General features: G+C 64.9%; 14 protein-coding genes and 1 tRNA gene. 4 read left to right on the top strand and 11 right to left on the bottom strand.

Annotated features, from left to right (window positions below; genetic code table 11):
- Window positions 1–24 precede the first annotated feature (24 nt).
- The 11 genes from VN004_RS13810 to VN004_RS13760 form a co-directional block, all read right to left on the bottom strand.
- Window positions 25–1,119 carry a DUF1176 domain-containing protein gene (locus VN004_RS13810; protein WP_325611011.1) on the bottom strand — a complete coding sequence of 365 codons (1,095 nt, stop codon included), beginning with the start codon at window positions 1,117–1,119 and terminating at the stop codon, window positions 25–27.
- Window positions 1,120–1,134: 15 nt separating this feature from the next.
- The gene (locus VN004_RS13805; protein ID WP_325611009.1) at window positions 1,135–1,476 is read right to left on the bottom strand and encodes a DUF952 domain-containing protein; all 342 of its coding nucleotides are present in this window, start codon (window positions 1,474–1,476) and stop codon (window positions 1,135–1,137) included.
- A gap of 135 nt (window positions 1,477–1,611) precedes the next feature.
- The gene (locus VN004_RS13800) at window positions 1,612–2,982 is read right to left on the bottom strand and encodes a sigma-54 dependent transcriptional regulator (protein ID WP_325611008.1); all 1,371 of its coding nucleotides are present in this window, start codon (window positions 2,980–2,982) and stop codon (window positions 1,612–1,614) included.
- 25 nt (window positions 2,983–3,007) lie between these two features.
- Complete coding sequence (fliN, locus tag VN004_RS13795) at window positions 3,008–3,364, bottom strand: flagellar motor switch protein FliN (protein WP_325611006.1); 357 nt, start codon at window positions 3,362–3,364, stop codon at window positions 3,008–3,010.
- Window positions 3,357–4,001, bottom strand: coding sequence for a FliH/SctL family protein (locus VN004_RS13790; RefSeq protein WP_325611004.1), 645 nt, complete (start codon window positions 3,999–4,001; stop codon window positions 3,357–3,359). Before VN004_RS13790 ends, fliN begins: the two co-directional genes overlap by 8 nt.
- Window positions 4,001–5,095, bottom strand: a complete 1,095-nt coding sequence (gene fliG / locus VN004_RS13785) for a flagellar motor switch protein FliG (RefSeq protein WP_325611001.1) — start codon at window positions 5,093–5,095, stop codon at window positions 4,001–4,003. The genes VN004_RS13790 and fliG overlap by 1 nt, the downstream gene beginning before the upstream one ends.
- A gap of 6 nt (window positions 5,096–5,101) precedes the next feature.
- The gene (fliF, locus tag VN004_RS13780) at window positions 5,102–6,793 is read right to left on the bottom strand and encodes a flagellar basal-body MS-ring/collar protein FliF (protein WP_325610998.1); all 1,692 of its coding nucleotides are present in this window, start codon (window positions 6,791–6,793) and stop codon (window positions 5,102–5,104) included.
- Window positions 6,794–6,954: 161 nt separating this feature from the next.
- Window positions 6,955–7,350 carry a hypothetical protein gene (locus tag VN004_RS13775; protein ID WP_325610996.1) on the bottom strand — a complete coding sequence of 132 codons (396 nt, stop codon included), beginning with the start codon at window positions 7,348–7,350 and terminating at the stop codon, window positions 6,955–6,957.
- 165 nt (window positions 7,351–7,515) lie between these two features.
- A complete protein-coding gene (locus VN004_RS13770) occupies window positions 7,516–7,791 on the bottom strand; it encodes a DUF1153 domain-containing protein (RefSeq protein WP_325610993.1) in 276 nt (91 codons plus the stop codon).
- Between the two features lie 154 nt (window positions 7,792–7,945).
- Window positions 7,946–8,635 (bottom strand): flagellar hook assembly protein FlgD, encoded by a 690-nt coding sequence (locus VN004_RS13765; RefSeq protein WP_325610990.1) that lies wholly within the window; start codon window positions 8,633–8,635, stop codon window positions 7,946–7,948.
- Window positions 8,636–8,652: 17 nt separating this feature from the next.
- Window positions 8,653–9,849 carry a flagellar hook-length control protein FliK gene (locus VN004_RS13760; protein ID WP_325610987.1) on the bottom strand — a complete coding sequence of 399 codons (1,197 nt, stop codon included), beginning with the start codon at window positions 9,847–9,849 and terminating at the stop codon, window positions 8,653–8,655.
- A 575-nt stretch (window positions 9,850–10,424) separates the two neighbouring features.
- Between VN004_RS13760 and mnmA the strand changes: the two genes are divergently transcribed.
- From mnmA to VN004_RS13740, 4 genes are all read left to right on the top strand, one after another.
- Window positions 10,425–11,615, top strand: coding sequence for a tRNA 2-thiouridine(34) synthase MnmA (gene mnmA / locus VN004_RS13755; protein ID WP_325610984.1), 1,191 nt, complete (start codon window positions 10,425–10,427; stop codon window positions 11,613–11,615).
- 43 nt (window positions 11,616–11,658) lie between these two features.
- On the top strand, window positions 11,659–12,297 hold the full coding sequence (locus tag VN004_RS13750) for a class I SAM-dependent methyltransferase (RefSeq protein WP_325610980.1): 639 nt from the start codon (window positions 11,659–11,661) through the stop codon (window positions 12,295–12,297).
- Between the two features lie 35 nt (window positions 12,298–12,332).
- The gene (locus tag VN004_RS13745) at window positions 12,333–12,680 is read left to right on the top strand and encodes a hypothetical protein (protein ID WP_325610977.1); all 348 of its coding nucleotides are present in this window, start codon (window positions 12,333–12,335) and stop codon (window positions 12,678–12,680) included.
- Window positions 12,681–12,790: 110 nt separating this feature from the next.
- Window positions 12,791–12,867: transfer RNA gene (locus tag VN004_RS13740), tRNA-Met, on the top strand.
- Window positions 12,868–12,869 lie beyond the last annotated feature (2 nt).

Raw genomic sequence — 12,869 nt, 5'->3', positions numbered from 1 at the left:
GCATCCCGGCCTTCTGTTTTTCGATTAACGCTTCACGTCGGCGCACCAGGTCACCGGCCAGTCATCCAGCGGAATCCGTTTGCAGTCCGACATCATGCGCTGAAGCGAAAGCTGAAAGACCTTGCCGGTCCACACCCATTGCTCCTCGACGCCGCAATCGCCATAGCCGCGTCCCTTGTTGAAGCTGGTCAGCGTCATCGTTTCCGGATCGAACAGCGGGTTCGTCAATCCGGATTTCGGGGCTTCGTCGTTGCTGTCGCCGACGCCTTGCGGCCTGCGGAACGTAACCGGGCGCAGCGCCTTCACATCGCCGGCGGGTCCCATGAGGAAGACGTTGAGGAAATTATAGGCGCCGCTGCTGTCCGGGCAGGTGAACTGATAGAGGAATTGCCCGCCACCGAGCGAGTTCACGTCCTCGAGCTTCGAGCCTTCGTCCACCTCGTCCTCGTCGCAGAGCTTGCGACCCCTGGCGAGCAGGGCCGGCGGATGCTTTTTCGGCGGCTTGGCATTCGAGGGCTTCGCCGCAACGATCACCGGGGCTTTCGGTTGCGGCGGCACGGCGGAGGCCGGCTTGTCGCCGCGGCGCACCAGCGCGGTGACGGTGTCGAGCCGCTTCTGCTGATCGTCGATCCAGAGCAGCGAGGCGACGGCGCCGGACATCGAAATCTGGGACACCGCGCCGTCGGACTTTTTGCCGTCGGGGAATTGCCGGGTGACGACGATCGACTTCGCCTTGCGGATGGACTCGATCAGCGGCGCCGCCGCTTCGCCCCTGGCGAGCACGATCCGGCGATAATCGCCGCCCTCGCTTTCCTCGCCGACATGGAGGCCGCCGGGCAAACCGGGCAGCGCGGGATCGTCGAATGCGAGCGTGTAGCCCTTGGCGTCGTTCAATTCCACCGAGAGCGTCACCGTGACCGGTGCATTCGCTTCTCCGCCGCGGTCGATCCGCAGATAAGCCGCTGCGTCGTTGGAGTCGGAGTTCAACGCATAGGCCGAACAATTGCGGAGGTTGTCGCAGACCGCGAGCCAGTCGCGAAAGTCCTTCGATGCGGCATGGGCGCAGGCAGCCGGCGCGGCCAATGCGATCGCAAGAAGGAAGCGGGCTCCGACTTGCATGAAGGGCTCCTTCCGTCAGACGAGGGGCGGAAACAGGTGACGGCCGTCCGGGCCGAGCGGCAGCGGATCGGCGCGGATCACATGCTCGAGCTTGAGGTCGGCATAAAGATGGGGAAACAGCGCGCCGCCGCGCGAGACTTCCCATTTGAGCGGGGCGCCGAGACTTTCGGCATCGACCTGCAGAAGAACGAGATCGCGCTCACCGGCAAAGTGCTTGGCCGCGGTCTCCCGGACCTGATCGGCGGTCGAGAAATGGATGAAGCCGTCGCTGAAATCGACCGCCGACCCGCGAAAACGGCCTTCATCCTGTGCGGCGGCCCACAGCGATGCCGGCAGGATTTTGTAGATCATGGTCATCGCACTTACTCCGGGATCGTCGCCGCATCCGAAGCGGGCGCACGACACCGGGACTCTTTTAGCAGAAGGAAGGCCAACCATGCATCGCTGCGCTGGCGTGATGCGCAGCGTTTTGCGCCGGGCGCGTAACCGCGTCTAGCCCGCGTACCGCATCTCGCCGCCATGGGGCGGCGGGACCGGCACGCCGTCGCTCGCATATTCATTGAGCTTGTTGCGCAGCGTGCGGATCGAGATGCCCAAAATGTTCGCGGCGTGGGTCCGGTTGCCGAGACAATGCTTCAGCGTTTCCAGGATCAAATCGCGTTCGACATCCGCGACGGTGCGCCCGACCAGCGCGCGCGTGACCTGTTCGGCCGCGACCGCCGCATGCGCGACCTGCGGCGTGGTCTGCGGCGCATCGAGCCGCATGCCGTCCGGCGTCATCAGCGCGTCGGCATCGATCTCGGTGCCGCTGGTCAGCAGCACCGCGCGGTGCAGGGTGTTCTCGAGTTCGCGCACATTGCCCGGCCAGCGGTTCAACGCCAGGGCCTTGCGGGCTTCCGCTGCCAGCGGACGCACGGGCAGGCCATTCGCCGCCGAGTATTTGGCGATGAAATGTTCCGCCAGCGCGATCACGTCCTGCGGACGTTCACGCAGCGGCGGGATGCGCAGGTTGACGACATTCAGCCGGAACAGCAGGTCTTCCCGGAAGCTGCCATTGCGCGCGGCCTCCGCGAGATTGCGGTTCGAGGTCGCGATGATGCGGATATCGACCGGCACGGGCTTCGTGCCGCCGACCCGGTCGATCACGCGCTCCTGGATCGCGCGCAGCAACTTGGCCTGCAGCCGCACGTCCATTTCCGAGATTTCGTCGAGCAGCAGCGTTCCGCCATTGGCCTCTTCGAACTTGCCGATCCGGCGGGCGACCGCGCCGGTGAACGCGCCTTTCTCGTGCCCGAACAATTCCGACTCGAGCAGCGCCTCGGGAATCGCAGCGCAATTGACGCTGATGAAATGCTTCTTCGCCCGCTTCGAGCGCGCGTGCACATAGCGGGCCAGCACTTCCTTGCCGGTTCCGCTTTCGCCGGTGATCAGCACCGAGGCGTCGGAGCCTGCAATCTGCTGGGCGAGCTTCACCACGCGCCCCATCGATTCGTCGCGCCACACCATCTCCCGATCGTCGTCGGCGACCGCGGCGAGCACGGCCGCGATCATCTCGGGATCGGGCGGCAGCGGGATGTATTCCTTGGCGCCGGCATGAATGGCGGCGACGGCGGCCTTCGCGTCGGTGTCGATGCCGCAGGCGACGATCGGCGCGTGGATGTGCTCGGCCGCGAGGCGGTTCACCAGCGAGGCAATGTCGAGCGCGACATCCACCATCAGGAGATCGGCGCCGCGTCCCGAACGCAGCACCGCCAGGGCCTGATCGGCATTGTCGGCGTGGGTCACCGCCGCGCCCTTGTCCATGGCGTATTTGGTGGCCAGTGTCAGCTGACCCTTGAGCGTGCCGACGATCAGGAGGCGCATGATAATGTCCTTACTGCTACTGCGGTCAGGCTTTGTCAGCCTTGATGATTTCGGTCATGGTGACGCCGAGCTTGTCCTCGACGAGGACGACCTCGCCGCGTGCGACGAGCCGGTTGTTCACGTAGATGTCGATGGCTTCGCCGACCTTGCGGTCGAGTTCGAGCACCGCGCCCGGACCGAGGCGAAGCAGCTCGGAGACGTCCATCCGCGAGCGGCCCAGCACGGCCGATACGCGCACCGGCACGTCGAACAACGCTTCGAGATCGGCGGCAGTCTTGCCATTGGCCTCGGGCTCGGGCGCGGCGAGTGTCAGATCGCCTTGAGGCAGCGCGCCGCCATTTTCCAGATTTGGAAACGGGACATTGGACCGGTTGTCACTCATCGTCGCTGCCTTTCAACTCCGCTTCGGGCGCGTGGCGCCCTTCCACAAAACGCTGCACCGTCTCGCTGATCAAAGCGTCCGCGGCCGCCTTGTCGCGGATCATGCCGCCGTCCGCCCATTCGATGCGGCAATCGCCGATCGCGATGTCGGGCTCCGCCAGTATCAGCAGGCGGCCGTCAAAGCCGGTCTCGCGGGCAATGTCGGCGAGCTTGGCCTGTGCTTCCGCGTAGAGCGCATCGTTGAGGCGCACCACGACATGAGGCGTGTTCACAAGCTCGCGGAAGCACCCCTTCGCCAGTGTCTCGATCTCGGCAAAAGGCTCCCTGGCGATCAGCGCCTCGGCGAGCTTGCGGCCGGTCGCCACCGCGACTTCGACCGCTTCCGCCTCGACGCGCAATTCCACCGATGAAAGGCCACGGGCGAGGAGCGACAGCGAATGCGCAATGCTCTCCATCGCCACCGCGAGCCGGCGCGCGCTGTCGCTCGCCGCTTCCTGCTGACCCGCGGCAAAGCCGTTGCGATAGCCGCGCGTCTCCGCTTCGCCGAGCTTGGTCTCATGATCGGAGAGCGGGATCGTGTTCGCGGGCTTCGGCGCCCCGAAATCCAGATCGAACATGAATTTGGCGGGCGCGCTCATCAGTAGATCAACTCCTCGTCGCCACGCTGCTTGGAGATGATCAACTCGCCCTTCGCCGCGAGATCCTTGGCCAGATTGACCAGGAGGACCTGGGCCTCGTCGACTTCCTTGAGCCGCACCGGTCCCATATTCGCCATGTCGTCCATGAGCATCCTGGCGGCGCGCGTCGACATGTTGCTGAAGAAGAATTGCCGCACCGCTTCGTTCGCTCCCTTCAGCGCGACCGCGAGCTTGTCCTTGTCGACATAGCGCATCAGCGTTTGTGCGGAGCCGGTGTCGAGCTTGACCAGATCGTCGAAGGTGAACATCAGCGCCTTGATGCGTTCGGCGCTGTCGCGGTTGTCTTCTTCGAGGGCGGTCAGGAAGCGGGTCTCGGTCTGCCGGTCGAAATTGTTGAAGATCTCCGCCATGACCTCGTGCGAGTCGCGGCGCCGCGTCTTGGCGACGTTCGACATGAATTCGGTGCGCAGCGTCTGCTCGACCCGGTCGATGACTTCCTTTTGCACCGACTCCAGGCGCAGCATGCGGTTGACCACGTCGAGCGCGATGTCTTCGGGAAGGATCGCCAGCACGCGCGCGGCGTGTTCGGAGCGAAGCTTCGACAACACAACGGCGATGGTCTGCGGATATTCGTTCTTGAGATAATTGGCGAGAACGTCTTCCTGAACGTTGGACAGCTTTTCCCACATGTTGCGGCCAGCGGGGCCGCGGATCTCGTCCATGATGCCGCCGACCCGATCGGGCGGCAGGAATTGCTGCAGCAGGCGCTCGGTCGCCTCGTAATTGCCCATCAGCGAACCGGAGGCCGAAAGGCGGCTCACGAATTCAAGCAGCAGGCTTTCGACGAGTTCGGACTCGATCGTGCCGAGCTGGGACATCGTGATCGACAATTCGCGCAATTCGTCGTCGTCGAGCAATTCCCAGATCTTGCCGCCATATTGTTCGCCGAGCGCGAGCATCATCACCGCCGCGCGCTCCGGGCCGGTCAGCTGCCGGCTCGGCTTTGGCGCATCGGCCTGACGGCTGGCGAGTCCGGCGACGATCGCATTGATCTGGTCGCGGGCATGCTCGACTTTTTGCAAATCGGTCGTCATGGCGTCCTACGCGGCCTCATGCAGCCATTGACGGATGATCGCCACGGTTTCGTGCGGGTTCTGGTCGGCGAGCTCGCCGACCTTGCGCACCGATTCCGCATGCACCTGTCCCTGGACCTTGGCGATGTCGATCATGGCCGAGGTGTGGTTGGAGATCGCGACGTTCTGGTCGCTGCCGACGATCGCGACATTCGGACCGCCTGCGGAGACGACCGAGGCGCCGTCGACACCGGGCAGTCCGATGACGGTGCCATCGGGCAGGACAGCGCCGCCGCGCGGTGTCTCGGGTGTGACGATGCGCCGGACCAGGGGGCGGATGACGAAGAACAGGACGATCAGGCCGAGGAATCCCATCACCAGCATTTCGATGCCGCGCAGGATGTCGTCCTTGGTGAATTCCGGCGCATCGAGCCAGCCTTTGGGCGCGGCGGCGAGGTTCTGCGGCAGCTCGGCAAAGCGCAGGTTGACGATCTCCACCTGATCGCCACGCCGCTGGTCGAAGCCGATCGCGGTGCGCACCAGCGCGGCGATGCGGTCGAGCTCGTCCTTGTCGCGCGGCATATAGACCGACTCGCCGTTGGCGTTCCGGAGATAGCTGCCGTCGACCAGAACGGCGACGGAAATGCGGGTGATGCGGCCGCCTTCCATCACTTCGGTCTTGGTGGTGCGGGAAATCTCGTAATTGACGATTTCCTCGCTCTTGCGGTTGTCGTTCTTGTTCGCCGGTTCGATGGAGCCGGTTGTGCCCTGGTTTTGGCCGCGGTTCTGCTGCGCGCCGGGGAGTTCGTTCGCAACCGTCACCTGGCCTTCGCGGGCCTCGTGTGAATTCTGCGTCTCTTCCCGGATCTGGCTGGACCGCACGACGCGGCCTTCCGGATCGAACTTGTCGGTGGTCTGGGTGATCCGGTTGAAGTCGAAATCGGCCGTCAACTGCACCCGAGCGCGGCCGGGGCCGACCACGGATGTGACGATATTCTCGACGTTTTCACGCAACCGGCGTTCGTAGGCGAGCTTGCGTTCGTCGGCCCCGGTCCCGAGCCCCGAGAGGGCGTCTTCGGCGCCGTCAGCCAGCAGGCGCCCGCTTTCGTCGACGATCGAGACGCGTCCGGGCTTGAGCCCGTTCACCGCAGAGGCAACGAGATGGCGGATCGCGCGGACATGCTGCGCCTCCAGCGATCCGCGCAGCTTGAGGACGATGGACGCCGACGGTTCCTGCCGCTCACGTGAGAAAAGCGGGCGCTCCGGCAGCACGAGATGCACCCGCGCGGCGGCAACCCTGTCGATGGCGCGGATGGTGCGGCCGAGTTCGCCTTCCAGCGCGCGCAAGTGATTGATGTTCTGCACGAAGCTGGTGGCGCCGAGGGCGTCGGACTTGTCGAAAATCTCGTAGCCGACCCCGCCGCCCTTGGGCAGACCCGATTCGGCGAGCTTCATGCGCAGCCGCATGACCGCGTCCTTGGGGACGAGGATGACCGCGCCATCGTTGCGGACCGAATAGGGAATGGCCTGCCGTTCGAGGTCGCGGATGATCGCGGAGGAATCCTCCATGGTGAGGTCGGTGAATAACGGCGTCATCGGGACCGCCGTCACCCGCAGGATGATGAAGCCGAAAAAGCCGATCAGAGCGGCGGCAACCGCCGCCATGGCCATTACGCGCGTCGCACCCAGCGTCTTTACGAACTCGACCAGACTTTGCACCGAAGGTCCCCCCAACGCGCAACCCGGCAATATTTGCCGTGCGTATGGTTTCCATTCGGTTAACGACGTTAACGATTGCGGCCGAGGTGACTTGCCGAGGCATGAAAAAAGGGCGGGTGAACCCGCCCTCCGATTTCAACCTGCGGTTCGGACCGCCGCGATCAGTACCAGCCGCGGCACATCTGATAGCGGCCGAAGCCGATGTCGGTCACGCATGGCGCGCGCCGCACCTTCCGGAGCGTCGTCGACACCTTCACGGGGCGGTAGACGCGCTTCACCGCATAGGGGTTCGGCAGGCGCTTCCAGTAATAGCCGCGCACATAGACGTAGCGATAGCCGCGCGGCGTGGAATAGATCGGCTCGCGGAAGGGGTAGCCGAGCGTGGTGTCGACCGGCGTCCAGGCCGGGCCCCGCGGCCAGGTATAGACCGGAACCGCCTTGTATCCCGGAGGTGTGATGAAGCCGGAGGCGGCTCCGACCGCGAGCTGGCGAGCGGACGCGGGAAGAATTGCGGCAACCAGCACCGCCAGTGCGAGGACGATCAGTCGAATTGGCATGAAGAGCTCCGGAACAGCGCCGGCAGTGTAGCCGGGGCGGGCAGGGACCGGAAGCAGCTTCGATGGACTATGCGCAGCATTCGCGCGGGGCTGTGGCTTGCGCGCAAGATGCGGAAAGGGGCCCGGCTCGCCGAACGCGGGCGCGAAAGCCCCTGCCTCAAACGCCTATTGGCGATATTGCTGGATACGTGTCGTCCGCAAGCCGGCGAGACCATGCTGGTCGATCGAGAATTGCCAGGACAGGAATTCCTCGGTGGTCAGCGTGTAGCGCTGGCAGGCCTCTTCAAGAGAGAGTAACCCACCACGCACAGCTGCGACCACTTCCGCCTTGCGGCGGATGACCCAACGCTTGGTCGTCGGGGGCGGCAGATCCGCTATGGTCAGCGGAGAACCGTCCGGACCGATCACGTATTTGACCCTTGGCCGATGAGGCTCGGTCATCGTTGCACTCACACACTCAACCGACAAACTCACGGAAACGTAGCTTGACCCGCTTAAGATTTGCCTAAGCGCAACACTCAATTCCGATCTGCTTGCGGCCCCAATGGAGCGCATCAATTTAATCACCTGTTAAGAGATGCTGTTGTGGCGCCGCTCAGAACAGCGAAGAGCTTGCCGAACGCACCACGCGCTTGATCTTGTCGAGCGCATATTCGGTGTTGTTGACCAACAGAACCGGCGGGCTCTTCGTCATGTCGACGGAATCGACAGCGCCCTGAATTTCGGTCGATACGGCGACGCTCTGTCCGCTCGCGTCCTTTGCGGTGATGGAAAGCTTGTAGTCGCCATCAGGCTGCTTGACGCCGGAATTGTTGCGACCGTCCCACACGAAATTCTGAACGCCCGCATTGAGCGAGTAGTTGCCCGAATAGACGGTCGCGCCGGTCGAGTTGAGAATGTTGATTGTTGCGGTTGCGGGCTTCGGCGAGTTGAAGCTCCATCCCGCGCCGTTGGCCGTCAATGTCGATGTCTGGCCGTCGATCGCCACCGTCTGACCGATATAGCCAAGCGCCTGCGTCGCCTGCGTCGACTTTTGCAAGGCGACGAGCGTTTCGAGCTGCGTGTTCGACTTGAGCTGTTGTTCGACCTGCGCGAATTGAACGAGCTGTTGCGTGAACTGGTTGGTGTCCAGCGGGTCCAGCGGATTCTGGTTCTTCAATTGGGTCGTCAGCAATTGAAGGAACGTGGTGAAGTTGCTGGCCAGCGTATCATTCGCGACGGTCGCCGCCGCACTGGCATTGACGGCCGCGCTGACACCGCTGGTCGTTCCTGTAATCGTTGACATGGGGATCGTCCTTTCGATCAGACGCGAATATCGAGGCCCGCGCGCATGTTGAGCAGGCGGGCATAACCGTTGACGGCATCGCTTGGTGGGATCTCGTCCTGAAGCGGCTGATGCGCGTTGCGCGGCCGGTCCTGATCGTCACCCTGACGCTGGTTCGCGAAGCTCTGGTCTCGCAGCGAGAATTCCAGCGCGTTGTCCGAAGTCTTCAGTCCGGCCTGCTGCAAGGCGCGCTCGAGCGTGGACTGGTCGCGGCGCAACAGATCGTAGGTGTCGGCGCGCTCGACGACCAGTCGCGACGTCACATTGCCGTCGCGATCGATGTCGAGGCGAACATCGATGCGTCCAAGCTCCGGAGGATCGAGCCTGATCTCGAAGCGCGAATTCCCGGCGCGGGCCTGGCTCGCGATTTCCACGGCGAGGGCATTGACGGGAATGGCTTGCGCTGCGGCGCTGACGGTGACAACCGGTGTTGTCACGGCATGCGTTCCGGTGGCGTGCGGTGCAATGCCCAGCATTTGCAGGCCGAGATCATGAGCGGGTTTTGCCTGCGAGGTGTCCGACGGATTGAGAAAGGCCATCGGGTCGTGCTGCGCGCCACGCTCGGGTGCGTTGGTCTTCTCGGCCGAAGGCGCGGCCGCGGATTGCGCCGGCTTCGCGTCTGCCTGGGCGGGTTGCGGCGATGCGGCGTCCGAACGCGCTGGCGCGTTCGATGTTTCCGCGCGCGCCTGCTTGTCCAGGTTTTCGATATTGCTCTTGTTCGCTGACTTGAGATCCGCGGTCTTTGTCTCGCTAGTTGACTTGGCGGCTGCGTGAGCGGGTGCGGCCGCGTCGTGGTCAGCGGTTTCGGTTGCTTCCTCGGTCGCTGCGGATGTTGCAGATGCCGCGGCAGCCTGCGTCTCGGCAGCGGGCGCTGCGGATTTCGGCATCGAATCCGCGAGATCGACAGCGGGCTCCAGCGGAGCTGGCGTTTCAGCATCCTTCGCCGCAGATTGCCCTGCCGGTGCTGCGGGCTCGACCGGCACCGCCATTTGGGTCGGCAAGGCCGGCTGCGGCTCCGCCGGCAGAGCTGTCAGGACAGGCGCCACGCCGTCGGGCGCGCTGTCGGGGTCTTTGTCCGGACTGGAGCCGCCGGAGATCGGCTCCGATTCCTCTGCGGTCGGGACGGGCTGGCTTCCTTCCGCCGCTGCCTGGATGGCTGCGATCGCATCCGCCACGGCGGTCGCCTCGGCCGATGCCGCGGCGCTGTCCGCCGCTGCGGACTCGGCCGCCGCTGCTGCCTCTGCTGCCGCTGCCGCTGCTGCCCCGGTCGCGGTCGGGGTTTCCTGCCGCCCCTGAACAGGAGCGCCCGGCTGCGATTGCCTTGCAGGAACCGGCGTCGACGCAGGTTCCGGCCGGCCTTCACTCTCCACGAGCGCCGCAAAGCCTCCCTCGCTCCGCGTTCCTGTCGGCCGGGAGGTGGCTTGAGCGCGGGGTTGGACGGGCGGCAGGTCGAAGGCGACGCTGGTCACAGGCAGCTCCGGGGCATTGCAAAACGTAAGACGCACGTATTGCTGCCGGGCTTTGCAAGCGTTGCGCCATCGGCTGGGCCGGAAAAAGACTGTAAAATCAATGGCGTCTCTTGCAGCCTGAGCGAGCCAACCGGCAGCGGCGGCCATCACCGGGCAGGAAATTCCTACCCGGCCTCCCTATATGTCCTCTGATTGCATCCGTCGGTGCTCCGCTTGTACAAGCGGGCCGGGCGGTATTGTCAGCCGGATATGCAGGGAGTGCGGCGCGCGCCGCGAACGTGATGCCCAATTCTCTCGGACTGGACCGACGTCCGCAGGACACCCGCGTGGTGGTGGCGATGTCGGGCGGCGTGGATTCGTCGGTAACGGCCGCGCTGCTCGCCGCCGAGGGCTATGACGTCGTGGGCGTCACGCTCCAGCTCTACGACCACGGAGAGGCGACGCACCGCAAGGGCGCATGCTGCGCCGGCCGCGACATTCACGACGCGCGCAATGTCGCCGCGACCCTCGGGATTCCGCATTACGTTCTCGACTATGAGAGCCGCTTCAAGGAAGAGGTGATCGACCGCTTCGCCCAGAGCTATGTCGCCGGCGAGACGCCGGTGCCATGCATTGCCTGCAATCAGTCGATCAAGTTCCGCGATCTCCTCGATACCGCCAAGGACCTCGGCGCCCACGCGATGGCGACCGGCCATTATATCGCCTCGCGCGCCTTGCCCGGCGGCGGCCGCGGCCTTTATCGCGCGCTCGAACAGGAGCGCGACCAGAGCTATTTCCTGTTTGCGACCACCCGCGAGCAGCTCGATCTGTTGCGCTTCCCGCTCGGCGATCTGACCAAGGCGCAGACCCGCGAGGCGGCGCGCCGTTTCGGCCTGTCGGTCGCCGACAAGGACGACAGCCAGGACATCTGCTTCGTGCCGCAGGGGCGCTACACGGACATCATCGAAAAGCTGATGCCGTCGGCGGCCGATGCCGGCGACATCGTCGATCTCGATGGCAAGGTGCTCGGCCGGCACAACGGCATCATCCATTTCACCATCGGTCAGCGGAAGGGCCTCGGCGTCGCCGCGGGCTACCCGCTGTACGTCGTCAAGCTCGATCCGGCGACGCAGCGGGTGATCGTTGGTCCACGCGATGCCTTGCGAACGCGCCGCATTGCGCTGCGCGAGGTCAACTGGATCGGCGATGGCACGCTCGACGAGGCGCTGGAGGCCGGTCGGCGCGAGGTTTTCGTCAAGGTGCGCTCGACGCGGCCGCCGCAGCATGCCTGGCTGATGCGAGACGGGGACGACATCGTGGTGGAATTGATCGATGGCGAGGACGGCGTCGCGCCGGGCCAGGCCTGCGCCTTCTACGATGCCCCGGACGGGCAGGCCCGCGTGCTCGGTGGCGGCTTCATCACCAGCACCTTGCCGGTGAGCGCCTCGTCGTCCGATCATCGGAAAGAGCCTCTGGCGGCGCGCGCGAGTTGAGCGCGTCTGAAGCACGATCCTTGGGGGCACGACAGAGGGGACGATGGGGGAACTCGACGCTGCCACAATAACCAAGGCCTACGCACGCTGGGCCCCGGTCTACGATCTCGTTTTCGGCGCCGTGTTCGACAAGGGGCGTCGCGCCTCTATCGCGGCGGCCGAGCGGATCGGCGGGCGCGTGCTCGAAGTCGGTGTCGGCACCGGCATTTCGTTGCCGGAATATTCGCGGCAGACCCGGCTGGTCGGCATCGACATCTCCGAGCCGATGCTGCGCAAGGCGCAGGCGCGCAAGCGTGAATTGAAGCTCGACAATGTCGAAGCGCTGTCCGTGATGGATGTCGGTCATCTCGGTTTTCCGGACGCCAGCTTCGATGTCGTGGTGGCGCAATATGTCATCACCGCCGTGCCCGATCCCGACGCCGCACTCGACGAATTTGCGCGTGTCCTCAAGCCGGGCGGCGAGATGATCCTCGTCAATCACATCAGCGCCGAGGGCGGATTGCGGCGGACCTTCGAACTGCAATTCGCGCCGATCGCGCGCCGCCTTGGCTGGCGGCCGGAATTCGAATGGGCGCGGCTGCAGGCCTGGGTCGACCGAAATCCCACTATGCGGGTGATCGAACGCCGGCCGATGCCGCCACTCGGTCACTTCTCGATGATGCGGTTCGGCAAGGCGGAGTAGCGGAACCAACCGCCAGCCGGCGTGGTTGACCCTGCATGACACGCATCCGGCACGCTCTCGCAACGTTCGCCCTGGCTTGCGCCGTCGCTACGCCCGCCATGGCGCAGGCGCCCGAACCCGCGGTGCCGGCGCAGCCCGCCCCGCCGAAGCTCGATCCCAAGGCCTGCGCCGACCGCGATCGGCTGACGGACGGCGACACGGTTCAGACCGAGGGCAGGGGCCCGGCGCAGGACAATCCGGGGGACACACTCACTGAGAGCGGCGGGGTGATCTGCCCGCCGCCGGGCCTCGATCCGCATATCCGCGCGCCGGCGCCCCGCACCGGAAGCGATATGCCGGTGATCAGGCCGCCGGCCGAAGGCTCCGATACCACCAAGCCGTGACCGCAAATTCGGCCGCCTGCGCTTTTTGGCCCGGTTTGCTTGACAGCTTTTCTCTGTGAACCTTATATCCGGCCAGCTTTCGGGTGGCCGTCACGGATCGCCTGACGCGTGGCGGGGTAGCTCAGTTGGTTAGAGCAGCGGAATCATAATCCGCGTGTCGGGGGTTCAAATCCCTCCCCCGCTACCAAT

This window comes from Pseudorhodoplanes sp., assembly GCF_035565855.1.
Taxonomy (GTDB): domain Bacteria; phylum Pseudomonadota; class Alphaproteobacteria; order Rhizobiales; family Xanthobacteraceae; genus Pseudorhodoplanes.
This window is presented reverse-complemented; position numbering and strand designations above follow the sequence as displayed.

Excerpts from the sequence above, each read along its gene's own strand:
- VN004_RS13810 (WP_325611011.1), bottom strand. The coding sequence starts at position 1,119 with ATGCAAGTCGGAGCCCGCTTCCTTCTTGCGATCGCATTGGCCGCGCCG.
- VN004_RS13805 (WP_325611009.1), bottom strand. The coding sequence starts at position 1,476 with ATGACCATGATCTACAAAATCCTGCCGGCATCGCTGTGGGCCGCCGCA.
- VN004_RS13800 (WP_325611008.1), bottom strand. The coding sequence starts at position 2,982 with ATGCGCCTCCTGATCGTCGGCACGCTCAAGGGTCAGCTGACACTGGCC.
- fliN (WP_325611006.1), bottom strand. The coding sequence starts at position 3,364 with ATGAGTGACAACCGGTCCAATGTCCCGTTTCCAAATCTGGAAAATGGC.
- VN004_RS13790 (WP_325611004.1), bottom strand. The coding sequence starts at position 4,001 with ATGAGCGCGCCCGCCAAATTCATGTTCGATCTGGATTTCGGGGCGCCG.
- fliG (WP_325611001.1), bottom strand. The coding sequence starts at position 5,095 with ATGACGACCGATTTGCAAAAAGTCGAGCATGCCCGCGACCAGATCAAT.
- VN004_RS13775 (WP_325610996.1), bottom strand. The coding sequence starts at position 7,350 with ATGCCAATTCGACTGATCGTCCTCGCACTGGCGGTGCTGGTTGCCGCA.
- VN004_RS13770 (WP_325610993.1), bottom strand. The coding sequence starts at position 7,791 with ATGACCGAGCCTCATCGGCCAAGGGTCAAATACGTGATCGGTCCGGAC.
- VN004_RS13765 (WP_325610990.1), bottom strand. The coding sequence starts at position 8,635 with ATGTCAACGATTACAGGAACGACCAGCGGTGTCAGCGCGGCCGTCAAT.
- mnmA (WP_325610984.1), top strand. The coding sequence starts at position 10,425 with ATGCCCAATTCTCTCGGACTGGACCGACGTCCGCAGGACACCCGCGTG.
- VN004_RS13750 (WP_325610980.1), top strand. The coding sequence starts at position 11,659 with ATGGGGGAACTCGACGCTGCCACAATAACCAAGGCCTACGCACGCTGG.
- VN004_RS13745 (WP_325610977.1), top strand. The coding sequence starts at position 12,333 with ATGACACGCATCCGGCACGCTCTCGCAACGTTCGCCCTGGCTTGCGCC.